We start from the raw sequence: 23,485 nt of genomic DNA on the forward strand, positions 1-23,485 counted from the left end.
ATAGATAATGAGATGGAACAAAGAGGCTAATAGAATCAATGTTTTATATATTTACACTATTCTAAATATATAAACTTTAAAAATGTAGTATGTTAGCGTTTTCATAACTTTTAAGTTATGCTAGAATAAGGACATAAGTTATTAATTATTACAAAAAGAAAAAAGACTTTCTTTTTTCTGTTAATTATAAGGGGGCATTTCATTATGCGTATTGGGGTACCAGCAGAAATTAAAAACAACGAAAACCGTGTGGCAATGACACCAGCAGGTGTTGTACATTTAATTCGTAACAATCACGAAGTATTCATTCAAAAGGGTGCAGGTTTAGGATCTGGTTTCACAGATGCTCAGTATGTTGAAGCAGGAGCGAAAATTGTTGATACAGCTGAAGAAGCTTGGAACATGGAAATGGTTATGAAAGTTAAGGAACCAATTGAAAGCGAATACAAACACTTCAGCGAAGGTTTAATTTTATTCACATACTTACACTTAGCTCCAGAACCAGAATTAACAAAAGCATTAATCGAAAAGAAAGTTGTTTCTATTGCATATGAAACAGTACAATTAGAAAACCGTTCTCTACCATTACTTGCACCTATGAGTGAAGTAGCTGGTCGTATGGCTGCACAAATTGGTGCACAATTCCTTGAGAAGAACAAAGGCGGTAAAGGAATTTTACTTGCAGGTGTTCCAGGGGTTAAACGTGGTAAAGTAACAATCATCGGTGGTGGACAAGCTGGTACAAATGCTGCTAAAATTGCAGTTGGACTAGGTGCGGATGTAACAATCATCGACTTAAGTGCAGAACGTCTTCGTCAATTAGATGACATTTTCGGAAACCAAGTAAAAACTTTAATGTCTAATCCGTACAATATTGCAGAAGCTGTAAAAGAGTCTGATCTTGTAATCGGTGCAGTATTAATCCCAGGTGCAAAAGCGCCAAAACTTGTAACAGAAGAAATGATTAAATCAATGGAACCAGGTTCTGTTGTTGTAGATATCGCGATTGACCAAGGTGGTATTTTCGAAACAACTGACCGTATTACAACTCATGATAACCCAACTTACGAAAAACACGGCGTTGTTCATTATGCAGTTGCAAACATGCCAGGTGCGGTTCCACGTACATCAACTCTTGCATTAACAAACGTAACAGTACCATACGCAGTACAAATTGCTAACAAAGGCTACAAAGAAGCTTGCCTAGGCAACTCTGCATTACTAAAAGGTATTAACACATTAGATGGCTATGTAACATTCGAAGCAGTTGCAGAAGCTCACGGTGTAGAGTACAAAGGTGCTAAAGAATTATTAGAAGCAGAAACAGTATCTTGCTAATACAAGCATTATACAAAACAAAATCGAACAATATATAAACCAACATGATAAGAGCTAAGAGTGAATATCTCTTAGCTCTTCTTGGCAAAAGGGGGCATACATCGTGGCCAACCTATTTAAAAAGAAATCCGTTACGCAATTGTTAGGGGAAAGTAAAAGTAAAACTTTAACGAAAACGCTAGGGGCATTTGACCTAACAATGCTAGGGATTGGTGCGATAATTGGTACAGGAGTACTAGTATTAACAGGATTAGTAGCAGCAAGAGATGCTGGTCCAGCAGTTATCTTTTCATTCATGATTGCAGCGATTGTTTGTGGATTTGCAGCGTTGTGTTATGCAGAAGTTGCATCTACACTTCCGGTTTCAGGTAGTGTGTACACATATTCATATGCGACAATTGGTGAGTTTATTGCCCATCTAATGGGATGGACATTGCTATCTGTATATGTCGTAACAACTGCCGCAGTAGCAGGTGGATGGACAGGTTATTTTAATAACTTAGTGAGTGGATTCGGATTAGAAATTCCAACAGAGTTGTTAAAGATTCCATCACAAGGTGGGATCGTGAATTTACCAGCAGTAGTCATTACATTAGTTTTAACTTGGTTACTATCAAGAGGTACGAAAGAAAGTAAGCGTGTGAATAACATAATGGTATTAATTAAAATTGGTATTGTTATTTTATTCATTGCAGTTGGTGCGTTCTACGTACAACCAGAAAACTGGACACCATTTGCACCATACGGTATTAGCGGAATCTTTGCCGGCGGAGCAGCAGTATTCTTTGCTTTCTTAGGATTTGATGCATTAGCAACTTCTGCTGAAGAAGTAAAAAATCCACAACGTGATTTACCGATTGGTATTATTGCTTCGTTAGTTATTTGTACAATTATTTATGTTGTAGTATGTCTCGTTATGACAGGTATGGTTTCTTATAAAGAATTAGATGTACCAGAAGCTATGGCATATGTGTTAGAAGTTGTAGGACAAGATAAAGTAGCGGGTGTAATCGCAGTTGGAGCTGTAATTGGTATTATGGCTGTAATCTTTGCTTACATTTATGCAACGACACGTGTATTCTTCGCGATGAGCCGTGATGGTTTATTACCAAAATCATTTGCGAAAATTAATAAAAAGACAGAAGCACCAGTATTCTCAACTTGGTTAACAGGTATTGGCAGTGCTTTAATTGCTGGATTTATCGATTTAAAAGAATTGTCGAATTTAGCGAATATTGGAGCATTGTTAACATTTGCGATGGTAGGTGTGTCAGTTATTATTCTTCGTAAAACACATCCGAACTTAAAACGTGGCTTTATGGTACCACTTGTACCAACGCTACCGCTTATTTCAATCGCATGTTGTCTATTCTTAATGTTTAACCTACCATTAACAACATGGATCTACTTCGGTATTTGGTTAGCAATTGGAGTAGTTGTATACTTTGTTTATTCGAAAAAACATAGTCATTTAAAAGACGATGGAAGTTCGCAGGATAATTTAGAACAAGCTAATTAAAAGCTTAGTTAAAAGGGATATAAGTATAGTAAGCCTTGTGCGTCTAGGGAACGCGCAAGGCTTTTTCTTTTGTGTAAAGTGTATATTCTTTTTTGTATGAGAATGTAATGGATGCGGAAAATATGTGTAGATCTTTTTAAAATGTGAACGAAATGTTCAAAAAAATGTATGAGATTTCATTGACACATATGAATGGGCGCTCATATAATAAAGGTATAAGATATATGAATGATTGTTCATATGTTCAAATAAAGAGGTGAGCTATAATGGCTGGAAATAAAGTAGAAACACCACAAGAGACATGTTCTCAAACGATAATTCATGAAGAAGTTGTTGATCAAGTAAAACAAACAATTCCAACGGATGAAAGTTTAAGTAAAGTAGCAGAATTATTTAAAGTATTAGGCGATCGTACACGTACAAGAATATTACATGCGTTATTTGAAGCTGAAATGTGTGTTTGTGATTTAGCGTATTTATTAGGAATGACACAATCATCTATTTCACATCAGCTTCGTGTGTTAAAGCAAGCGAAACTTGTAAAGAATCGTAAAGAAGGAAAGGTCGTTTATTATTCGTTAGCTGACCAACACGTAATTCATATCTTCGAGCAAGCGTTTGAACACGTAAACGAGGAAGAATAAATAGAACGCAAGGAGGGAGAACGATGGCTGAAGCATTAGTGAAAAAGAAACTGATGTTAGAAGGTTTAGATTGTGCAAACTGTGCAATGAAAATTGAAAAAGGCGTTGGGAATATAGAAGGAGTAAATTCTTGCTCTGTAAATTTCGCGACAAAAACAATGGTTTTAGAAACAGCGCAAAATAAAGAAAGCGAAGTTGTTACAGAAGCAAAACAACTTGTTACAAAATTAGAACCGCACATTAAAGTGCAAGAAGAAAAAAACACAAAAATGGCAAAAGAAGTGTTTATATTAGAAGGTTTAGATTGCGCAAATTGTGCGATGAAGATTGAAAATAAAGTTAAGGAAATGCCGACGGTTTCAGCAGCAACTGTTGATTTTGTATCAAAGAAATTACGAGTTGAAGTAGCGAATAAAAGAGAATTAGAAACGACTGTAGCGAATATAACAAATGTCGTTCAAAAGTTAGAACCAGATGTGAAAGTTGTTCGTGAAGAAAAGGGTGGTCATGACCATGGACATAGTCACGATCATGGAGAAGCAAATGTGAAAAAGATGGTAGGACGATTAGTGGTTGGCGGAATTTTGACAGCAATTGCTGCATTAGCTGGCTTACCACAAATGATCACAATTCCGTTATTCGTCCTTGCGTATGTATTAATTGGTGGAGATATCGTTTGGAGAGCAGTAAGAAACATAACTCGTGGCCAAGTGTTTGATGAGAACTTCTTAATGGCAATTGCAACACTAGGAGCTTTCGCAATTCAACAATACCCAGAAGCGGTTGCAGTAATGTTATTCTATCAAGTAGGAGAACTATTCCAAAGTATTGCGGTAAACCGTTCTCGAAAATCAATTACTTCATTAATGGATATTCGTCCTGATTACGCAAATGTAAAGATTGGAAATGAAACGAAACAAGTATCACCAGAAGATGTACAAATCGGCGATTATATTATCGTGAAACCTGGTGAGAAAGTACCGTTAGACGGAAAAGTAGTTGAAGGAACATCAATGGTAGATACTTCAGCATTGACTGGTGAATCTGTACCACGTGAAGTTGAAATTGGAAATGATGTATTAAGTGGTTTTGTGAACCAAAATGGTGTATTAACAATTGAAGTTACAAAAGAATTTGGTGAATCAACTGTATCAAAAATTTTAGATTTAGTTCAAAATGCAAGCAGTAAAAAAGCGCCAACAGAAAACTTTATTACGAAGTTCGCGCGTTACTACACTCCAGTTGTAGTAATTACAGCAGCGATCATGGCGTTTATTCCACCACTTATTTTAGAAGGAGCTACATTCTCGGATTGGATTTATAGAGCTTTAGTGTTCTTAGTAATTTCTTGTCCGTGTGCGTTAGTTGTATCTATTCCTCTTGGATTCTTTGGAGGTATCGGTGGTGCATCTAAAAGTGGTGTGTTAGTAAAAGGGAGTAACTATTTAGAAGCTTTAAATGATGTGAAATATATTGTTTTTGATAAAACAGGCACATTAACAAAAGGTGTCTTCAAAGTTACAAAAATGGAACCGAGCAAAGGTATTACAAATGAAGAATTATTAGAGTATGCAGCATTTGCTGAAGTGTATTCTAACCATCCAATTGCACAATCGATTCGAAATGCATATGGAAAATCAGTTGATGAAAAAATGATCGATGATTATAACGAAATTTCTGGTCACGGTACAGTCGTAAAAGTACAAGGAAAAGAAATTTTTGCAGGTAATGCTAAATTAATGAGAAAAGAGAACATTACATTTAAGCAACCAGAAACAGTAGGTACATTAGTTCACGTTGCTGTAGATGGAAAATATGCAGGTTATATTGTTATCTCTGATGAGGTAAAAGAAGATTCAAAACAAGCAATTCAAAAGTTAAAAGAACTAGGTATTAAGAAGACAGTCATGTTAACTGGTGATGCAAAACCAGTTGGTGAAGCTGTTGGTAAAGAATTAGGTTTAGATGAAGTTCACGCAGAACTATTACCGCAACAAAAAGTAGAAGAGATTGAAAAAATTGATGCAGCGAAGCATGGAAAAGAAAAAGTTGCTTTCGTTGGTGATGGTATTAATGATACACCGGTATTAGCGAGAGCCGATGTTGGTATTGCGATGGGTGGTTTAGGATCAGATGCAGCAATTGAAGCGGCAGATATCGTTATTATGACTGATGAGCCATCAAAAATTGCAACAGCTGTAAACATTGCAAAACGTACACGACGCATTGTGTGGCAAAATATTATCTTTGCATTAGGGGTAAAAGGATTAGTTTTACTACTTGGTGCTTTCGGTATTGCAACAATGTGGGAAGCTGTCTTCTCAGATGTGGGTGTGACACTACTTGCAGTGTTAAATGCAATGCGTGTACTACGAGTGAAAGATTTATAAAAAAGAGGACGCAATCTGCGTCCTCTTTTTTAGGTTATTCTGTTGAAATTGACTCAATAAAATAATAACAAATATTATTTTATGAATAAATAACCAAATATTAAAATTTACAAATATAAAATATTTGTCTTGTTATTTTAATATATTTTTTACAAAGATATATAGCATTGAAGAAAACAGAGAAGGAGCAGCTTCTCTGTTTTATTTTTGTATATTTTTTTCAACTTGTTCTCGAACAGTTTGAATGTAATTCATTTTATGATCCCAGCATTCTTGACTTAAATCGACAGGGTATTCTTCAGGATTTAAAGTTCGCATATATTCTTCCCAAAATAGTGCGAGACTTTGTTCATTATATTTTTGAATATCTAGTATGCCTGGTAGTTCATATGTTCTTTCACCGTTAACGAAAATGTCTTTATGCAGTTCACGTGCTTCAAAGTTTGTTACAAATTTACTTATATAAGTGTGAACAGGGTGAAACATTTTTAAGCGTTCTTCTTTTCTTGGTTCTTCATAATCTAATGCAATATAATCGCCTTCTGCATGATCATTAACTCGATTGATAATGCGATAAATTCGTTTCAGTCCTGGAGTCGTAATTTTTTCCGGATTAGATGAAATTTTAATTGTATCATTTAACTTTCCATCAGTATCTTCAATCGCAACGAGTTTATAAACAGCTCCTAAAGCTGGTTGCTCAAAGGAGGTAATCAATTTTGTTCCAACGCCCCATACATCAATTTTTGCTCCTTGAGATTTTAAATGCATAATGGTGTATTCATCTAAATCGCTAGAAGCAATAATTTTTGTATTTGTAAACCCGGCTTCATCTAGTAGTTTTCTTGCCTTTTTAGATAAATAAGCCATATCACCACTATCGAGGCGAATTCCGTAAAAATCGATGCGATCCCCGAACTCTTTTGCCACGCGAATTGCATTTGGAACACCAGATTTTAATGTGTCATATGTATCAACGAGAAAGACGCACTTTTTATGAGTTTCAGCGTATTTTTTAAACGCGACGTATTCATCGCGATATGCTTGAACGAAAGAGTGAGCGTGTGTGCCAGCTACAGGAATCCCAAAGCGTTTCCCAGCACGAACATTGCTTGTAGATGAGAAACCACCAATAAAGGCAGCTCGTGTGCCCCAAAGGGCTGCATCGAACTCGTGGGCACGTCTTGTGCCGAACTCTAAAAGTTCATCGTTATTTGCAGCGTGCTTCATACGAGCTGCTTTTGTTGCAATTAATGTTTGGTAATTCACAATGTTTAACAGGGCAGTTTCAATAATTTGTGCTTCGCCAAGCGGTGCATCAACACGTAATAAAGGCTCGTTATTAAAGACAACTTCACCTTCTTGCATACTTCGAACCGTCCCAGTGAATTTCATATTTTGTAAATAACGAAGGAATTCTTCTTCGAATTGTAATTCTGCTAAATAAGCGATATCACTTTCGGTAAAGCTGAAGTTTTCTATGTACTCTACGATTTTTTCAAGGCCAGCAAAAACAGCATAACCGTTCTCGAATGGAAGCTTTCGAAAGTATAAATCAAACACCGAGCGGCGATTGTGAATACCATCTTTCCAATATGTATAAGCCATATTAATTTGATATAAATCTGTATGTAAGGCATAGCTATCGTCTTTATAATAAGTCATCGCGAAAACACCTCCATAATTTGGTTATAGTATACCAATTTTTCACCGCTTGTAGCAAAGAATGGATATGAAGGTGTAGTCAAGAGGGAAAAAAATGAAATAATGCATATTTTTTAGAAAATTAACATTTATCAATTTATATTTCTCAAGATTTTATGTATTATTAGAGTAATGGGGGTAAATGAGAATGGAGGAGGACAATGCAACAAACATTAGAAAAAATAGGCAAACAAGTCTTTTATAAACGGCTACAGCAAAAAATGACACAAGAAGAATTATGTCAGGGCATTTGTTCTGTCTCATACTTAAGTAAAATCGAAAATGGAAAGATCGAAGCATCAGAAGAGATTCTACAATTGCTCTGCGCAAGATTAGAAATTGCCGTGACGGATTTGAGGGATGTAGAAGAAGATGTGAAGGGGAAGCTGGATGAATGGTTAAATGCATTAGTTCATTTGGATAAGCCACAAGTAGAGCGCATATATGAAGAATTACAAGGTGAAATGAAGCATGTTTTGGATTTTGAAATTATAAATTATTATAAGTTACTTTATACGCGGTATTTAATTATGAAGAGAGATTTTCCTGCTGTCAAAGAAGAATTAGAGAGCTTAAAGAAGATGTACAAAAAGTATTCACCATTCCAAAAATTATTATATACGTATAGCAAAGGCTTGTATTATTTTTTACAACATAGATATAAGAGGGCATTGGAGTATTTGACTCGAACAGAAGTAATGGCAAAGGAACAAGGTTATCATGAAAATGGAATATATTTCAACTTAGCTCTTGTTTATAATGAATTGGAAGTTGAACATATGACTTTACATTTTGCTAATGTAGCAATGGAAGGATTTAAGAATGAATATAAATTCCGTTATGTGATAAATTGCCAGTTACTTATTGCATTGAGTTATATACAAAAAAAACAATATAATGAAGCACTAGCTATTTATAATAATATTTTGAGAGAAGCAAATTCTTTTGCCGATAAAGAAAGTATAATAGCTATTGCTTTAAATAATTTAGGCTTCTTGTACTATAACTTAAAAGATTATGCGAAAGCTAAAGACTATTATTTGCAATGTCTAAAGTACAAAAAGGAAGAGGATTTAAATTATATTGATGCAGTATATGAGATCGCTTTGCAGTGCATTGAATTAAAAGAATTTAAAGAAGCAAAAGATTGGATTGATAAAGGGATAGATGTCGCGAAGAGGGATGAAAAGTATAAAAGTATGCTATATATACTTTTAATACTTAAGCATAAATATTTTGAAACTAAAGATGTTTATAAAAAGTTTTTAGAGGTTGAGGCAATCCCGTTCTTTAGAAGTGAAGAGAATAAAAAAGAATTAAAAATGGTGTATTTAGAACTAGCGGGATACCATGAAGAATTATTAGAGTATAGGGAAAGTAATAATTACTATAAACTAGCAATTAATTTATTAGAAGAAAAGGGAGGAAAATAGTATGAAAAAGAAAATAATTATTGGTGCTTTGGCTTTGATAGCTGTATTGGTAGTATTGGAACCACAATATGCTTGGACATCGGATATCTATGGTCAAGGAGAAAAAGTAGTTGAATTGGTAAATTCTTAATAAAAAACCCCTTTCCAATCGGAAAGGGGTTTTTCAATATTTGTTCCTCAAAATTCTACAAAACTTGAGAAAATAATTATTTGAATTTTTAGTATATTAATAGTGAAAACATAATGCTAATATGAAACTACTCTTTTTCAAAAAATAATTTATTAGGGGGAAGGTTCATGAAAAAGAAAAGTTTAGCGTTAGTGTTAGCGACAGGGATGGCAGTTACAACGTTTGGAGGGACAGGCTCTGCATTTGCAGATTCTAAAAATGTGCTCTCTACGAAGAAGTACAATGAGACAGTACAGTCACCGGAGTTTATTTCTGGGAATCTAACTGGAGCAACTGGTAAGCAAGCAGAATCTGTTGTGTTTGATTACTTAAACGCGGCAAAAGGTGATTATAAGTTAGGGGAAAAGAGTGCACAAGATTCTTTCAAAGTGAAACAAGTGAAGAAAGATGCTGTAACTGATTCAACAGTATTACGTTTGCAACAAGTATACGAAGGAGTACCTGTATGGGGTTCTACGCAAGTAGCTCACGTAAGTAAAGATGGTTCTTTAAAAGTATTGTCTGGAACAGTTGCGCCTGATTTAGACAAAAAAGAAAAATTGAAAAATAAAAATAAGATCGAAGGCGCAAAAGCAATTGAAATTGCGCAAAAAGATTTAGGGATTACACCTAAATATGAGGTAGAACCAAAAGCGGACTTATATGTATATCAAAACGGTGAGGAAACAACATATGCATACGTTGTAAATTTAAACTTCTTAGACCCAAGTCCAGGAAACTACTACTATTTCATTGAAGCAGACAGCGGTAAAGTGTTAAATAAATATAATAAACTTGATCATGTAGCAAATGAAGATAAGTCACCAGTTAAGCAAGAGGCACCTAAACAGGAAGCGAAACCAGCTGTAAAGCCTGTAACAGGAACAAATGCAGTGGGTACTGGTAAAGGTGTATTAGGAGATACGAAGTCGCTTAATACAACGTTATCTAGCTCATCTTACTACTTACAAGATAATACGCGCGGAGCAACGATTTTCACATATGATGCGAAAAATCGTACTACATTGCCAGGAACTTTATGGGTAGATGCAGATAATGTTTTCAATGCAGCGTATGATGCAGCAGCGGTAGATGCTCATTACTATGCAGGTAAAACATATGATTACTATAAAGCTACTTTTAATAGAAATTCTATTAATGATGCAGGAGCACCATTAAAATCAACAGTTCATTACGGAAGTAAGTATAACAATGCATTCTGGAACGGATCACAAATGGTATACGGAGATGGTGATGGTGTAACATTCACTTCATTGTCTGGTGGAATTGATGTAATCGGACATGAATTAACGCATGCTGTTACAGAGTATAGCTCAGATTTAATTTATCAAAATGAATCAGGAGCATTAAATGAAGCTATTTCAGATGTTTTTGGTACTTTAGTAGAATTCTATGATAACCGTAACCCAGATTGGGAAATTGGTGAAGATATTTATACGCCTGGTAAAGCAGGAGATGCACTTCGCTCTATGAGTGATCCAACGAAATATGGTGATCCAGATCATTATTCTAAGCGTTACACTGGTACTAGTGATAACGGTGGGGTTCATACAAACAGTGGTATCATTAACAAACAAGCTTATTTATTAGCAAATGGCGGTACGCATTACGGTGTAACTGTAACTGGTATTGGTAAAGATAAGCTAGGTGCAATCTATTACCGTGCAAACACACAATATTTCACGCAATCTACTACATTTAGTCAAGCGCGTGCTGGCGCAGTACAAGCTGCAGCTGATTTATATGGTGCGAATTCTGCTGAAGTAAATGCGGTTAAGCAATCATTTAGTGCAGTTGGTATTAACTAAGGATTTAAAGGGTAGCTATTAAGAAAATACCTCAAAAATAAAGAAGGAGCCTATGCTCCTTCTTTATTTTTTTCTCCATTTTTTCCACAAATAATATAATCCGATACAACCTGCGATTGTCACAATCCACTTCGCTTCATTTGTTCCGTTCATAACATGATAGGCCGAATATACTTCGATTAACAAAGCCGGTATTTTCCCTATCGTACTGGCAATACTGAAGGATAGTAATGACATTTTGCCTAGAGCGGCAAATAAAGTCACGATACTTGATGGGATGAAAGGTATGAATCGAAACGATAGAACGAGTAGAAAGGCCTCTCTACCTTCTACATAAAGTAGGCGTTCTACCTTTGGGTACTTATTTACTTTGCTGTGAGTGAATTTCTGAAGGCCTATACGATAAATATAAAACGAAATAATAGCCCCTAATGCCTCACCTGCGATCGAAATAAGGGTTCCATTTGTTACACCAAAGAGCTGTATGTTAATAGCGGTCAAAAAAATACTAGGGATAACACCTAAAAGGCTAATGACTATGTTGATTAAGATACTAAGTGGAATTGCGATTGAATAATAGTCTGTTAAGAAGTTTTGAATTGTTTCAGCCATTGTTTAAAATCCTTTATCTTTTTTTGCATTACACCATATTTCCATTGTATAGGCAAGTGCAAATTTACATAATGTAGAAAACGTTGATAAAACACCATTAATATACCTTATATGGGTATTGGGTATATGTGATAAGGGGTATATTTCAGTGACTTAAAAAACACCAAATAAACCCTTTATTTAAAGGATTTATTTGGTGTTTTTATAGGTGTTTAAACTCGGGAAATAATTATGAAAATATAGGGGTATATTTATAAAAGGTCAAAAATAGCGGTTTTATGAAAAGTAGATGAGGAATTTGAAAATGTATATGTTTTTTCGGTGTGAAATTGACTTTTAGTGAAGTTACGATAATAATCATGAAAGAGGTGATATGATGAAACGAATAAGTAGTCTTTTCTTGAGTAGTTTATTGGCATTAATACTGATCTTAAGTGGATGTGCAGGAAAAGAACAAAAAACAGAGAAACAAACAGGGAATCAATCGACATCAGTAGAAAAAATTAGTGATAATATTTTAGACGAAATGGAAGGGCCACCTAAAAATGGTCACACGATTGAAAGACATGTCGGTAAATCAGAAGAGGATTTGAAGAATCGCTTGAAGACAGATAAAGTATCAGCAGCAAGTACATACTATGACAAGGAAACAGCGACGAAAGCTGTAAAAGATAGTTTGAAGCAGCATGATAAGGAAATTCAAGATTGGTTAAAAAATTCTAAAGAGGCTCGTCTCGTATTAAATACAACACATTCATTCCCGGTTGGAAAAACGGTAATAAAGAAAAATATGAATGTAAAAGACAAGTTAGTAAAAACTGTTACTGTTTTAGCGAGAGATAAGTCAGGAGATTTAGGATATAAGATCATTACTTCTTATCCATCTGATAAATAAGAAGGGGGAGTAAATATGTATACGACATTACAATATTTTTTCAAATCGTATTGTACGTTAAGTATCCATGAAGATGAAATAGTAGGCGTGATGGAAGAGTTTATAGAGCAAGAAGACGAAGAAATTGTTTTGAAATTACGTGATGAATTATTATATATGAAGAAAAAGGATGCTTGGGAAGAGGCGTGCGTATTAGCTGCTAGGCAAGGAAATCGTATGTGGTCTTTAGAAGAAACGAAAGATCATCTTACAACCTTTTTAGTATTATTGCAAAAGAAAAAGGCGTGATTTACTCACGCCTTTTTTGTTTTTGAAATGTGTTCTTTTAATGGGGTCTTATTGTTTTGGAGCACTTTTATATACGCTTCTTGAAATTTGGCCATTAGATATTACTTCACCGTTTTGTGTTACTTTTTTATACGTAACTGCTGTTATTTTATCATTAGTCCTACTAATTACTTGAGAAGAAACTTCAACATTTTTACCAGTATTTGTGCCGAAAATACGTGTAGTAATACTACCTCCATTTGAAAATGCTTGAATATAAATATGATTGCCTGTATTGTTTTTAAATTTTAAATCTGGACCATAATCTGCTACTGCTGCATCTTGCCCAAGTGGTAAATAATTTACGGGCATAGAATGATTGCTTCGAGAAACAATTCCTAAATCTGCTCTTAAAGCTGCGCTATATAAAGTACTACTCACTTGGCAAACGCCTCCGCCTGCACTTTGTATAACTTTCCCTTGTGAATATACAGCTGCGGATTTATAACCATGAGCAGCATCCGTTACGCCAACGCGGCCATTAAAACTAAACGTTTCATCAGGTGCGACAATCACTCCACTTAAAGTATTAGCTGACTTATTTACGTTAAAGGATTGATTCCCATTACGGCCAGCCATTGGAGTTGAATATTCAGCAATTACTTCTTTAATCCCCATTTTCTGTATATCTTCTGTAGAACGTTCAGGCTTTAATAGTGTAACGGGTAATGTAACGTCAGATGTGCCAGAAGTAATGGCTTGCCGCGTTAAATCAGTTAACTTTTCTTTATCGATTTTTTCTCCATTTTGGCTCTGGCTAATATTTACTGTAGTGCCTTCAATACTTAATTCAGCATTAACGGGATTTTTTAACGTTTCATTATATTTATCCTTCATAAAGCTTTTATAAGCAGTTGTATTTAATTGAGGTGTTAATTTATAGTTACGTTTTAATTCACCGTTTTCAGCCTGCTTCCGCATTTTGTAACGATTTATTGCGTTGCCTTCTTGTTCTTTAAAGATTTTGTCGATAATATCTTTTTCTTTATAATTTATCCCTAAATCTTTCCATGTGTAAGTTTGTTTATCATTTTGGAATATGTACGTAAGTGATTTTTGATCTAGTTCAGTTATTTTTTGATTAATAATGGCTTGAATATCTTTTTTATTTTTTCCGTCGAGAGAAATACCTTCAAATGTAGTATTTGGTAATGCAGTAGTATCTAATTGATTATTTAGTTTGGATACATATTGATATCCACTAACACCGCCTACACAAAGTAATATGCCTCCAGCAATTGCAGAACCGATCAGTATTTTACTTAGCTTCATTTATTTCCCCCCAGAAATTTTTGTATAAATATATGTATTACATTTTTTGTATAAAAATGATGAAAATAACATTATGTACGTACTAGTATACTATTATTTTCACTATGTGTGTAATGTTTTTATAAAAAATGTTACACTGTTGTAATAATTGTCTCTTTTTGTCACAATATGCATGAAAAATATGTTGAAAATTATAATAAAAAGGCTGTCTAGAAAATTCTAGCAGCCTTTTTATTATAATTTTTTATGTTCATTTTTATTCGTAACACCGAGATGTTCTTGTAGTGTTGTCGATATATTATTGACGCTTTTTTCATTTGGAACGTAATAATAAATACCACCTATATATTTATCAGTACCTTCTACTTGCAATTTGTCCATTTTTAGGTTTGAACCCATTGAATTTTTTGCAATTGTCATCATATCATCAAAAGTTAAATTTGTTTTTAAGTCTTTATCGACAGCGTCTAATAGACCACCGATCTTATTAATGGAATTAAGTGATAGTGCTTTTTGAGCGATAGCTTCTAAAACAAGTTGTTGTCGTTGACCGCGCATATAATCACTATCGATATGACGAGTTCTTGCTAGTGCCAGTGCTTCCTCTCCATTTAAATGTTGACGTCCCTTTTTAAGGTGAACAGCATCTGCTTCATCTTTACTATTTTGTTCTGTGAACTCCACTGGAACATCTACAGTAATTCCACCAAGGGAATCGACAATTTTGATAAAGGATTTAAAGTTGAATTTTACATAGTAGTCAACTGGAACATCTAAAAAGTTCTCTACCGTATCAATCGTGCTATCTACACCACCGAATACGTGCGCATGTGTAATTTTATCGTATTTATCACGTGATTTAATGTATACACGTGAATCACGTGGAATACTGACAAGCTTAACAGATTTATCGTTTTTATTAATTGTGGCAAGTAATAGTGCATCTGTACGAGTTGCTTTTCCGTAATTTTTGTCCCTGATTTCACTTTCATCAACTCCCATAATGAGTACAGAAATGTTATCAGTCATAGGTTTAACGGCTTTTTCACGTTTGCTGGATTTATCCCCACGGCCCAGTTCAGAATAGGCATTACTTAACACAGACTTTGCTTTACTGTATATATGGAAGGAATAGCCTCCGACTCCAAGTGCTACAACCAGTAATGGAATAAGCAGGAACCAAAGTAGGCGTTTTTTCTTTGAGCGTCCTTTTTTGGCTCGAGTATCTTTATTCATATCGGATTTCATCATTTTTTCTCCTTTAAAACTATCAAAGTATATACATCTAGAAGCGCATTTAAACACATAAAAAATATTGTACGCTAAATAAAAGCGATTGTACATGTATAAAAAATAGATGTCTTGATTATTTATAAAGACATCTATTCGTTATTGTATACAAAAGATAGGGAGAAGAAAATGATAAAATTTTACCTAATTACAACATAATGCTTACGATAATTGCAGATAAAATGCTAACGAGAGTTGCTCCGTATAGTAATTTAAGGCCAAATCTGGCAACGACGTTTCCTTGTTCTTCGTTTAATCCTTTTACCGCACCTGAAATAATGCCGATAGAAGAAAAGTTGGCAAAAGAGACGAGGAAGACAGAAATAATACCAACTGTACGAGGAGAAAGGCTATTAGAAATTTTACTAAGATCCATCATGGCTACAAATTCATTCGTTACAAGCTTCGTTGCCATAATGCTACCAGCTGTGACAATTTCAGAACTTGGTACACCGATAAGAAACGCAATTGGTGCAAAGACGTAGCCGATTAATTGCTGGAAAGTAATGCCGAATATAATGAGGAATAGATCATTAATGCAGCTAATTAATGCGACGAATCCGATAAGCATAGCACCGACAACGATAGCTACTCGAAAGCCATCTAGAATGTACTCTCCAAGCATTTCAAAAAAGCTTTGCTTTTCGCCTTTTATTTCTAAAATATCTTCGTCATCCCTCACGTCGTAAGGGTTAATGATAAGTACGATAATAAAGCCGCTAAATAAATTGAGAACGAGTGCGGTTACTACATATTTAGGTTCGATCATTGTCATATAGGCACCTACGATAGACATAGATACAGTTGACATGGCAGATGCACAAAGTGTATAAAGACGGTGTTTTGGAATTTGAGCTAATTGTTTTTTGACCGTAATAAAAACTTCTGATTGGCCGACAATGGCAGATGCGATAGCATTGTAAGACTCTAATTTCCCAAGACCATTTATTTTGCTAAGGAAGTAACCAATCCAACGAATGAGAAATGGTAGTATTTTGAAATGTTGCAATATACCAATTAAGACGGAAATGAAGACAATTGGTAATAAGACAGTAAGGAAAAATGGCATTTCACCTTTATTGGCAAGGCCGCCAAATACGAAGTTTATACCATCAGCAGCATACTCGAGTAGCTTTGTAAACAGACTAGAAATGACCCGAATAAGTATGAGGCCAAATTCTGTATTTAATAATAAATAGGTTAAAATTAACTGTATAATAAGCATGATGAAAATAGGTTTCAATTTAATATGTTTTTTATTGTTACTAGCAATATAAGCAAGGAAGAAAACAACGATAAGTCCTACGAAAAAAGTAATAAATTTCATAGTAAGCCCCCTAATAGAGATATTCTGCTATATATGTTTTTCATTTCAAGGGAGAATATGCATCTTTGGTAAAGAAAGGAATAGAGAGAGTATGAATATATGTAGAGTACACCACGTTGCAATTATTTGTTCAAATTATGATGTGTCAAAAGATTTTTATACTAGGATATTAGGTTTTGAAGAGGTAAATGAGGTATATAGAAAGGAACGAGATTCTTATAAGTTAGATTTATGTGTAGGGGGAGAGTATCAAATTGAATTATTTTCATTCCCAAGTCCGCCTGAGCGCCCGAGTTTTCCAGAAGCGTCTGGACTTAGACATTTAGCATTTGCTGTTACAAATATAGAAGAGGCTGTAAAACATTTAAACGAATGTGGTGTTGAAACTGAGTCGATACGTATTGATGAAATAACCGGAAAAAAATTTGTTTTTTTCCAAGATCCGGATGGTTTACCTTTAGAATTGTATGAGGTTTGAAATTGGTGAATTTTATATAGGGTTGCTTTTGAGTAAATGAAGAAACTAAAGTGAAACTTCTTTTTTAAAGGAGGTGTCACTTTAGCTAAGAAAGCTAAAGGATATATGTGGATATTTTAAAATTACTGATGGTAGTCATTCTTATTGCATTAACAGGTTTTTTTGTAGCTGTTGAGTTTGCAATTATTAAGGTGCGTAGCAGTCGTATTGACCAACTCGTTAGTGAGAAACGACGAGGAGCATTGGCAGCAAAAAAAGTAACTTCAAATTTAGATGAATATTTATCAGCATGTCAGTTAGGTATTACCATTACCGCTTTAGGGCTTGGGTGGTTAGGCGAGCCGACTATAAAACATTTACTAGAGCCGTTGTTTTTAAAACTACACCTATCTTCTGCAATTGCAAGTACCGTTTCATTTATTATTGCTTTTGCAGTTATTACGTTTTTACATGTTGTTATTGGTGAACTTGCTCCTAAGACGTTCGCCATACAAAGAGCAGAGCAAGTTAGCTTATTATTATCGAAACCACTTATTTATTTTTACCGAGTAATGTATCCGTTTATTTGGGCTTTAAATGGTTCAGCAAGGCTTGTAACAGGGTTATTCGGATTACATCCGGCTTCTGAACATGAAGTTGCTCATTCGGAAGAAGAATTACGATTAATCTTATCTGAGAGTTATGAGAGCGGAGAGATTAATCAAAGGGAATTTAAATATGTAAATAATATTTTTGAATTTGATAATAGAGTGGCAAAGGAAATTATGGTGCCTCGTACGGAAGTTGTAGGTTTATATGAGGACGAACCATTTGAAACACATATTAAAATAATCGCACAAGAAAAATATACGAGGTATCCTGTATTTGGTGAAGATAAAGATGAAATCATTGGAATGGTTAATGTAAAGGATTTATTTATTCGTTATATGGATGGTAATCGGGACGAGGAGTGCTCAATTATGCCATATACAAGGCCGGTCATTGAAGTGCTAGAAAATATTCCAATTCATGATTTACTATTACAAATGCAAAGAAAACACATTCCATTAGCTGTGTTGTATGATGAATATGGTGGTACAGCTGGGATTGTTACATTAGAAGATATTTTAGAAGAAATTGTTGGGGAAATTCGAGATGAATACGATGAAGATGAACACCCGCCTATAGAGCATATAAGTGAAGGGTGTAAAATCGTAGAGGGGAAAGTGCTTATTAGTGAAGTAAATGATTTATTTGGCATACACTTAAACGCTCATGATGTAGATACAATTGGTGGATGGATTATGGTACAAAAGCAAATCGTTGCTGAAGGAGATATTATTGAAAAACACGGCTTTTCTTTTAAAGTTCTGGAAAAAGATATGCATCAAATTAAACGAGTGGAAATAAAGAAGGGAGAAGAATGATTTTCTATAAAAGGTATATATAGAAAATTAAATGTTTGCGCTTTCAAAAAAGGTACTATATAGTGAAGGTGGACACTGAAAAATTCTTCTGAATGATACTCGTATTTTTAGAGGGCGAATTTTTTAAATAGGGATTTAGAATGAAAAGTATAGGTGATGAAAATGATAGCAACGAAGGATATACGTATAGAAAAAGATTTTTTAGGTGAAAAGGAAGTACCAAGTAGAGCTTATTATGGTGTACAAACATTACGTGCGGTAGAAAACTTCCCGATTACAGGATATCGCATCCATCCGTCACTCATTACGGCAATGGCAATTGTGAAAAAAGCGGCGGCACTTGCAAATATCGATACTGGTTACTTAGCGAAAGACATTGGGCACGAAATTGCAGAGGCAGCGCAAGAAATTGTTGATGGGAAATTTCATGATCAATTTATCGTAGATCCAATTCAGGGCGGTGCTGGAACTTCTATTAATATGAATACGAATGAAGTAATTGCTAATCGAGCGTTAGAACGTATGGGATATGAAAAAGGCGAGTATGCAAAAATTAGCCCAAATACGCATGTAAACATGGCTCAGTCAACGAATGATGCGTTCCCAACGGGAATTCATATTGCAACTCTTATGATGTTAGAAGAACTTCTTATTACAATGGAAGAACTTCATGCTGCTTTCCGTGCAAAAGCAAACGAGTTCGATCATGTCATTAAAATGGGACGTACGCATTTACAAGATGCTGTTCCGATTCGTCTTGGACAAGAATTTGAAGCGTATAGCAGAGTGCTTGCGCGTGATATAAAAAGAATTAAACAATCTCGCCAACATTTATATGAAGTGAATATGGGGGCGACAGCTGTTGGTACGGGATTAAATGCAAACCCTACCTACATTGAACAAGTGGTTAAACACTTACGAACATTTAGCGGATTCCCACTTGTTGGTGCAGAGCATTTAGTTGATGCAACGCAAAATACAGATGCATACACAGAAGTATCTGCAGCGTTAAAAGTATGTATGATGAATATGTCTAAAATTGCGAACGACCTTCGTATTATGGCATCTGGTCCACGTGTTGGATTGGCGGAAATTCAATTACCAGCTCGTCAACCAGGTTCATCTATTATGCCGGGTAAAGTAAATCCTGTTATGGCAGAAGTAATTAATCAAGTCGCTTTCCAAGTAATTGGTAATGATCATACAATTTGCTTAGCGTCAGAAGCAGGACAACTGGAGCTCAACGTAATGGAGCCGGTGCTCGTATTTAATTTAATTCAATCTATTAGCATTATGAATAACGGATTCCGTGTATTCCGTGAATATTGTATTAAAGGAATTACAGCAAATGAAGAATTGCTGAAGCAATATGTTGAGAAAAGTGTTGGAATTATTACGGCAGTTAACCCTCATATTGGTTATGAAGCAGCATCTCGCATTGCACGTGAAGCAATTGAAACAGGAAAATCTGTTAGGGAGTTATGTTTAGAACATGGTGTGCTAACAGAAGAAGAATTGGATATTATTTTAGATCCATTCGAAATGACGCATCCTGAAATTGCTGGAGCTTCTTTACTAAAGAATAAGAAGATGTAATGTAAAAAAAACCGATCCATTTGGATCGGTTTTTTTTTTAAAAGATATTAAATACAGCGTTTAATTGAAGTAAGCTAATGATAGCTAAGAAGATTAGACTGTATTTCATTGCTGTTTTAAATAGGGCAGATTCTTTACCAACTAGTCCAACTGCTGCACAAGCAACTGCTACAGATTGTGGTGAAACCATTTTTGCCATTGTACCACCTACTACGTTTAATGCAACAAGAGTAGAAGGAACGATGTTTAATTGATCTGCAGTTACTGCTTGAAGCGGTGCGAATAATGAACCACTTGATACTACTGAACCTGTAATGAATACGCCAATCCATCCTAAGATTGGAGAAAGAACTGGGAATGCATTACCAGTAGAAGAGAATGCAAGTCCAAGTGTAGATGACATACCAGAGTAGTTTTCCACGTAAGCTAAAGCGATAACACTACAGATTGTATACACTGGAGCTTTTAGTTCTTTTATTGTTTCAACCATTAATTCTTTAACCATTTTACCTTTTACGCGGTACACGATAAGTGAAACGATAATCGCTAATACGATTGCAGTAGTTGTAGATGAGAATACATCAAATTTGAAAACAGCTGCGAAAGGTGTATCAGCTTTTGTAATTGGTGTAGTTTTCATAACAGCGTTATGAAGACCAGGGAATTGAATGTTAAATACTAAGTTTGCTAGTGCGCCATCCGGAGCAAATAAGGCTTTAATTGGTTTTAAATTAAAGATTGTTACGAATGCAGTTAAGAATACGAATGGAGACCAAGCATATAAAATTTGATTGAATGTATGTGATACTTTTTCTTCTTGTTTTTCTTCTTTAGCAGAAGATTTTGGCTGCCAAACACGTAAGAATAATGCAAGAGAGATCATACTTACAACGGCTGCGAAAATATTAGTAAGTTCTGCACCTAAGAAGTAAGTTACAACGAACTGAGTAATTGCGAAAGAAATACCACTTACAAGAATACCTTGCCAAGTTTCTTTAATACCTTTCATTCCATCGACCATTGAAACAAGTAAGAAAGGTAATACAATACTAATGAATGGTAGAATAAGAACAGTTTGACGACCGATAGTTAATGCATCTAATTCAGTTAATTGTGCTGGTACTGTAACTGGGATACCCATAGCACCCATAGCACCACCAGCGATGTTTGCTACTAAACAAATACCTGCTGCTTTTAATGGGTTAAAGCCCATACCTACAAGTAGTGCAGCTGTAATAGCAACTGGAACACCTAGACCAGCTGCGCCTTCTAAGAAAGCACCGAAAGAATAAGCGATTAATAATACTTGTAAACGTTGATCATTTGTAATACTTGAAATACTATCACGAATGATGTTGAATTGCTCTGTTTTAACAGTTAATTTGTAAAGGAAAATTGCTGCGATAACGATAGTACAAATTGGGTAAAATCCGGATAAAATACCGAATCCGGCAGATGCTACTGCTACTGTTGCTGGCATTTTATAAACGAATATAGCAAGAATAATAGCGACAATCACACTGTAAAGCCCAGCGATATAACTTTTCATTTTCAGTCCCATTAAACAAATGATGAAGCAAAAAATTGGAAGTGCTGCGATTAGAGCAGATAACCAAATATTGTTTAATGGGTCATAAATTTGTGTCCAAGTACTCATAATAATGACAACTCCTATCTATTTTATGTGAAGAAATTCACATTATTTGTGAAACTATTCACAATCAACTTACATGCTTAGTATATTCTCCTTCAACACTATTGTCAACGTAAAAAAGTATAATTATTCCATAATAGTGTTAAAAGAAATGCTTTGTTCATAAAGTAGACAAAAAGCCCACTCAAATCTATTTGAGTGGGTGAGATAAATGATTTGCATATTCTTTTCTTAGAGTTGTTTATACATTATTGATCCTACAGCTCTATAATAGAGACCGTCTTTGTATTAAATATAGAGTTGCAGAATGTAGCGCTTGCCCTATTTGATCAAATTAGGAGTGGGACAGGAAATGTATTTAATAGGAAGTATTCCATCATAGTTCAAGCTAGTGAATATGAATTAAAAAGTAATAAGTTAATATTTAATGTTACGGCAGCTTTTTTTACTGAAAATTCCTTTTAGCGTAACAAAGAGGTTAAATATAACCCAAATACGTTACGATAGGTTATCAATTATAGACGGTATTTTACAATATCATTACTGCACATTGCAATGAGGTAAAAATATAACAAAAAGCCTGATAAAACAACGTTTGCAAGCAAAGTATTTGCAGCCCGTTGTTTTGCTTTTTCGTTATATCGTATAGTATAATATTCAAAATCAGCAAGGAATTTTTCCTGAGTCCTTTGCTGGTTAAGGTGGAAAAAATTTTCAGCTTTATAGGTTGATAAAGTTATGTCGTAACAGGAAATATAAGAACAGATATATAAATAAATAAAAAGAAAATAAAACGAAAATGAGGGGAACTTTATGAGCCAAAATCAATTCGAATGTCGTATTTCAGAAGAAGATGTACAAATGTTAAGAGCGTTAGCGCATCCGTTGCGTCTACGCCTAGTAATGGAACTAATGCAACGTGGAACATGTAATGTAACACAATTACAGGAAGTGTTAGAAATTCCGCAATCAACAGTTTCGCAACATTTAACGAAATTAAAACAAAATAAAGTAGTACGCTTTGAACGACGAGGACTAGAAGTGTATTATCAAATTCATAATGATAAAGTAAGTGAAGTAGTAAAAACATTATTTTCTTAAAATTTGAATATTATGGAAAAAGACGTGTGGGACCTACGTCTTTTTTTATTTGTTAGAAGGTGATATGAGAAAGAATGTTAATACGTAAGGAAAAAAGGCTAACCATTAAAATGTTGCTATATGGAATATATTCTAAAAGGAAAAGAAAAGATAGAAAGGAGTGTAATAAGTAAAAGGAGGGATAGTAGAATGGATGTAAAACGTGTGAAACAAATTTTATCTTCTTCAAGTAGAATCGACGTTACATATGAAGGTGTACCAGTATGGATTGAGAGCTGTGACGAGCAGAGTGGGGTTGCTCAAGTGTATGATGTATCTAATCCTGGAGAAAGCGTCCACGTGAACGTGACGGCTTTAGAGGAGAAGTAATAGAAAAGACGCTTCTAAATGTTGAACTGTACCCTATAAAATGGACAGTTTAATAAAAAAGCCCTGAAAAATCAAGCACTTAAAAGATGGTTCCGATATTCGATCGGAGCCATCTTTTTTAATGTCCACTGA

The 23,485-nt window shown here is 34.8% G+C and carries 20 protein-coding genes; 14 read left to right on the forward strand and 6 right to left on the reverse strand.

Annotated features, from left to right (window positions below; genetic code table 11):
• Positions 1-204 precede the first annotated feature (204 nt).
• The 4 genes from ald (at position 205) to ACTFSI_RS24975 (ending at position 5,891) form a co-directional block, all read left to right on the forward strand.
• Positions 205-1,338, forward strand: a complete 1,134-nt coding sequence (gene ald, locus ACTFSI_RS24960; protein ID WP_001219742.1) for an alanine dehydrogenase — start codon at positions 205-207, stop codon at positions 1,336-1,338.
• A gap of 103 nt (positions 1,339-1,441) precedes the next feature.
• The gene (locus tag ACTFSI_RS24965) at positions 1,442-2,857 is read left to right on the forward strand and encodes an amino acid permease (RefSeq protein WP_001284877.1); all 1,416 of its coding nucleotides are present in this window, start codon (positions 1,442-1,444) and stop codon (positions 2,855-2,857) included.
• A 266-nt stretch (positions 2,858-3,123) separates the two neighbouring features.
• A complete protein-coding gene (locus ACTFSI_RS24970) occupies positions 3,124-3,501 on the forward strand; it encodes an ArsR/SmtB family transcription factor (RefSeq protein ID WP_000918377.1) in 378 nt (125 codons plus the stop codon).
• Positions 3,502-3,524: 23 nt separating this feature from the next.
• Positions 3,525-5,891, forward strand: a complete 2,367-nt coding sequence (locus ACTFSI_RS24975) for a heavy metal translocating P-type ATPase (RefSeq protein WP_000796592.1) — start codon at positions 3,525-3,527, stop codon at positions 5,889-5,891.
• Between the two features lie 201 nt (positions 5,892-6,092).
• Here ACTFSI_RS24975 and ACTFSI_RS24980 read toward each other — a convergent pair whose 3' ends face one another.
• The gene (locus tag ACTFSI_RS24980) at positions 6,093-7,556 is read right to left on the reverse strand and encodes a nicotinate phosphoribosyltransferase (RefSeq protein WP_138322498.1); all 1,464 of its coding nucleotides are present in this window, start codon (positions 7,554-7,556) and stop codon (positions 6,093-6,095) included.
• A gap of 200 nt (positions 7,557-7,756) precedes the next feature.
• Here ACTFSI_RS24980 and ACTFSI_RS24985 point away from each other — a divergent pair, with 200 nt between their 5' ends.
• The 3 genes from ACTFSI_RS24985 (at position 7,757) to ACTFSI_RS24995 (ending at position 11,026) form a co-directional block, all read left to right on the forward strand.
• Positions 7,757-9,028, forward strand: a complete 1,272-nt coding sequence (locus tag ACTFSI_RS24985; protein WP_138322497.1) for a tetratricopeptide repeat protein — start codon at positions 7,757-7,759, stop codon at positions 9,026-9,028.
• A gap of 1 nt (position 9,029) precedes the next feature.
• Positions 9,030-9,158, forward strand: a complete 129-nt coding sequence (locus ACTFSI_RS24990) for an NprX family peptide pheromone (protein ID WP_138322496.1) — start codon at positions 9,030-9,032, stop codon at positions 9,156-9,158.
• A gap of 167 nt (positions 9,159-9,325) precedes the next feature.
• Positions 9,326-11,026: a M4 family metallopeptidase gene (locus ACTFSI_RS24995; protein WP_138322495.1), complete on the forward strand. Its 1,701-nt coding sequence runs from the start codon at positions 9,326-9,328 to the stop codon at positions 11,024-11,026.
• A 63-nt stretch (positions 11,027-11,089) separates the two neighbouring features.
• Here the strand turns inward: ACTFSI_RS24995 and ACTFSI_RS25000 are convergent, their stop codons facing one another.
• Entirely contained in the window at positions 11,090-11,638 is a 549-nt protein-coding gene (locus tag ACTFSI_RS25000; protein ID WP_000852210.1) for a TVP38/TMEM64 family protein, read from the reverse strand.
• Positions 11,639-12,014: 376 nt separating this feature from the next.
• Between ACTFSI_RS25000 and ACTFSI_RS25005 the strand changes: the two genes are divergently transcribed.
• On the forward strand, positions 12,015-12,533 hold the full coding sequence (locus tag ACTFSI_RS25005; RefSeq protein ID WP_000822707.1) for an RNase A-like domain-containing lipoprotein: 519 nt from the start codon (positions 12,015-12,017) through the stop codon (positions 12,531-12,533).
• 15 nt (positions 12,534-12,548) lie between these two features.
• On the forward strand, positions 12,549-12,821 hold the full coding sequence (locus ACTFSI_RS25010; protein WP_044791406.1) for a hypothetical protein: 273 nt from the start codon (positions 12,549-12,551) through the stop codon (positions 12,819-12,821).
• A 48-nt stretch (positions 12,822-12,869) separates the two neighbouring features.
• Here ACTFSI_RS25010 and ACTFSI_RS25015 read toward each other — a convergent pair whose 3' ends face one another.
• The 3 genes from ACTFSI_RS25015 to ACTFSI_RS25025 form a co-directional block, all read right to left on the reverse strand.
• Complete coding sequence (locus ACTFSI_RS25015) at positions 12,870-14,132, reverse strand: VanW family protein (RefSeq protein ID WP_138322494.1); 1,263 nt, start codon at positions 14,130-14,132, stop codon at positions 12,870-12,872.
• A 234-nt stretch (positions 14,133-14,366) separates the two neighbouring features.
• Complete coding sequence (locus tag ACTFSI_RS25020) at positions 14,367-15,383, reverse strand: LCP family protein (protein ID WP_279633521.1); 1,017 nt, start codon at positions 15,381-15,383, stop codon at positions 14,367-14,369.
• A 187-nt stretch (positions 15,384-15,570) separates the two neighbouring features.
• Positions 15,571-16,749 carry a NupC/NupG family nucleoside CNT transporter gene (locus ACTFSI_RS25025; RefSeq protein ID WP_138322492.1) on the reverse strand — a complete coding sequence of 393 codons (1,179 nt, stop codon included), beginning with the start codon at positions 16,747-16,749 and terminating at the stop codon, positions 15,571-15,573.
• A gap of 91 nt (positions 16,750-16,840) precedes the next feature.
• Here ACTFSI_RS25025 and gloA2 point away from each other — a divergent pair, with 91 nt between their 5' ends.
• The 3 genes from gloA2 (at position 16,841) to aspA (ending at position 20,229) form a co-directional block, all read left to right on the forward strand.
• Positions 16,841-17,227: an SMU1112c/YaeR family gloxylase I-like metalloprotein gene (gene gloA2 / locus ACTFSI_RS25030; RefSeq protein ID WP_001017665.1), complete on the forward strand. Its 387-nt coding sequence runs from the start codon at positions 16,841-16,843 to the stop codon at positions 17,225-17,227.
• Positions 17,228-17,334: 107 nt separating this feature from the next.
• Positions 17,335-18,633 carry a hemolysin family protein gene (locus ACTFSI_RS25035; protein WP_000353307.1) on the forward strand — a complete coding sequence of 433 codons (1,299 nt, stop codon included), beginning with the start codon at positions 17,335-17,337 and terminating at the stop codon, positions 18,631-18,633.
• A gap of 162 nt (positions 18,634-18,795) precedes the next feature.
• Complete coding sequence (aspA, locus tag ACTFSI_RS25040; RefSeq protein WP_000562151.1) at positions 18,796-20,229, forward strand: aspartate ammonia-lyase; 1,434 nt, start codon at positions 18,796-18,798, stop codon at positions 20,227-20,229.
• Positions 20,230-20,266: 37 nt separating this feature from the next.
• On the opposite strand, the gene ACTFSI_RS25045 is transcribed toward aspA, so the two are convergent.
• Positions 20,267-21,886 carry an L-lactate permease gene (locus ACTFSI_RS25045; RefSeq protein WP_138322491.1) on the reverse strand — a complete coding sequence of 540 codons (1,620 nt, stop codon included), beginning with the start codon at positions 21,884-21,886 and terminating at the stop codon, positions 20,267-20,269.
• Positions 21,887-22,696: 810 nt separating this feature from the next.
• On the opposite strand from ACTFSI_RS25045, the gene ACTFSI_RS25050 reads away from it, so the two are divergent.
• The gene (locus ACTFSI_RS25050; protein ID WP_000081429.1) at positions 22,697-22,984 is read left to right on the forward strand and encodes an ArsR/SmtB family transcription factor; all 288 of its coding nucleotides are present in this window, start codon (positions 22,697-22,699) and stop codon (positions 22,982-22,984) included.
• A gap of 189 nt (positions 22,985-23,173) precedes the next feature.
• Positions 23,174-23,353, forward strand: coding sequence for an acid-soluble spore protein H (locus ACTFSI_RS25055; RefSeq protein ID WP_000382683.1), 180 nt, complete (start codon positions 23,174-23,176; stop codon positions 23,351-23,353).
• The last annotated feature ends 132 nt before the right edge of the window (positions 23,354-23,485 follow it).

The sequence above is a fragment of the Bacillus cereus group sp. MYBK101-2 genome, from assembly GCF_051918845.1.
GTDB lineage: Bacteria > Bacillota > Bacilli > Bacillales > Bacillaceae_G > Bacillus_A > Bacillus_A paranthracis.

Coding starts and splice junctions, on each gene's coding strand:
- ald (WP_001219742.1), top strand. CDS start 205: ATGCGTATTGGGGTACCAGCAGAAATTAAAAACAACGAAAACCGTGTG.
- ACTFSI_RS24970 (WP_000918377.1), top strand. CDS start 3,124: ATGGCTGGAAATAAAGTAGAAACACCACAAGAGACATGTTCTCAAACG.
- ACTFSI_RS24975 (WP_000796592.1), top strand. CDS start 3,525: ATGGCTGAAGCATTAGTGAAAAAGAAACTGATGTTAGAAGGTTTAGAT.
- ACTFSI_RS24980 (WP_138322498.1), bottom strand. CDS start 7,556: ATGACTTATTATAAAGACGATAGCTATGCCTTACATACAGATTTATAT.
- ACTFSI_RS24985 (WP_138322497.1), top strand. CDS start 7,757: ATGCAACAAACATTAGAAAAAATAGGCAAACAAGTCTTTTATAAACGG.
- ACTFSI_RS24990 (WP_138322496.1), top strand. CDS start 9,030: ATGAAAAAGAAAATAATTATTGGTGCTTTGGCTTTGATAGCTGTATTG.
- ACTFSI_RS24995 (WP_138322495.1), top strand. CDS start 9,326: ATGAAAAAGAAAAGTTTAGCGTTAGTGTTAGCGACAGGGATGGCAGTT.
- ACTFSI_RS25000 (WP_000852210.1), bottom strand. CDS start 11,638: ATGGCTGAAACAATTCAAAACTTCTTAACAGACTATTATTCAATCGCA.
- ACTFSI_RS25005 (WP_000822707.1), top strand. CDS start 12,015: ATGAAACGAATAAGTAGTCTTTTCTTGAGTAGTTTATTGGCATTAATA.
- ACTFSI_RS25010 (WP_044791406.1), top strand. CDS start 12,549: ATGTATACGACATTACAATATTTTTTCAAATCGTATTGTACGTTAAGT.
- ACTFSI_RS25015 (WP_138322494.1), bottom strand. CDS start 14,132: ATGAAGCTAAGTAAAATACTGATCGGTTCTGCAATTGCTGGAGGCATA.
- ACTFSI_RS25020 (WP_279633521.1), bottom strand. CDS start 15,383: ATGATGAAATCCGATATGAATAAAGATACTCGAGCCAAAAAAGGACGC.
- ACTFSI_RS25025 (WP_138322492.1), bottom strand. CDS start 16,749: ATGAAATTTATTACTTTTTTCGTAGGACTTATCGTTGTTTTCTTCCTT.
- gloA2 (WP_001017665.1), top strand. CDS start 16,841: ATGAATATATGTAGAGTACACCACGTTGCAATTATTTGTTCAAATTAT.
- aspA (WP_000562151.1), top strand. CDS start 18,796: ATGATAGCAACGAAGGATATACGTATAGAAAAAGATTTTTTAGGTGAA.
- ACTFSI_RS25045 (WP_138322491.1), bottom strand. CDS start 21,886: ATGAGTACTTGGACACAAATTTATGACCCATTAAACAATATTTGGTTA.
- ACTFSI_RS25050 (WP_000081429.1), top strand. CDS start 22,697: ATGAGCCAAAATCAATTCGAATGTCGTATTTCAGAAGAAGATGTACAA.
- ACTFSI_RS25055 (WP_000382683.1), top strand. CDS start 23,174: ATGGATGTAAAACGTGTGAAACAAATTTTATCTTCTTCAAGTAGAATC.